Genomic DNA, 748 nt, shown 5'->3' on the forward strand with positions numbered 1-748 from the left:
GCCGCGTCGCCGCGGAAGGGGTTGTTCGCCCAGCGGAAGTGGCCGCCGACGTAGACCGCCTGCGGGGTCACCGAGACCGCGTAGCTGGTGTCGCCGCCGGTGTAGTTGACCCAGGTGGGGTTGAGACCGGTGCCGGTGGCGTAGGTCTCCCACCGCGCGTGGGTGTCGCAGAGCTTCGGCGGGCCGCCCGCGTAGGCGCCGGTCGTCGTCACCACGAAGAACCGGCCGTCGGGCGAGTAGTCCACGTCCCGCATGTAGCTGTCGAAGGAGGTCGAGCAGGCGGCCTCGTAGCGGGCGGTGTGCCAGTCGGCCACCTCGGCGCTCGGGCCGGTCAGGTCCAGCTGGACGAGCTGGCGCCGGCTCTGCCCGTCCACGGTGGCGAAGTTGCCCACCGCCACCAGGCGGGTCTCGTCCGGTGTGACGTCCATCTTGAGGATCTGCGTGGTGCCGCCGTTCTGCGTGCCGGCGAAGGCCAGGTCCACGAACGGGTCGCGGGCGCCGGTGTCCGGGTCGAGCGCGGCCAGGGCCGCCTGCGGGGTCCCGCCCACGGTGGCGAAGGCGCCGCCGGCGTACAGCCGGCCGCCGGCCAGCCGCAGGTCGTTGACGCGGGCGTCCACCGACGGGGTGAAGCCGGGCAGCGCCTGGCCGTCGGTGACGCTCAGGCGGGTCAGTCGCCGGTTGGTGACGCCGTTCACCTGGCCGAAGGCGCCGCCGACGTAGATCGACCGGCCGTCGGGGGCGGGCAGCA

The 748-nt window shown here is 73.9% G+C and carries 1 pseudogene; it reads right to left on the reverse strand.

Going from position 1 to position 748, the window contains the following annotated elements:
* A pseudogene (locus ABD823_RS34460) lies at positions 1–748 on the reverse strand (PKD domain-containing protein); the annotation flags it as partial.

It is taken from the genome of Planomonospora alba, assembly GCF_039534085.1.
Lineage (GTDB): Bacteria > Actinomycetota > Actinomycetes > Streptosporangiales > Streptosporangiaceae > Planomonospora_B > Planomonospora_B alba.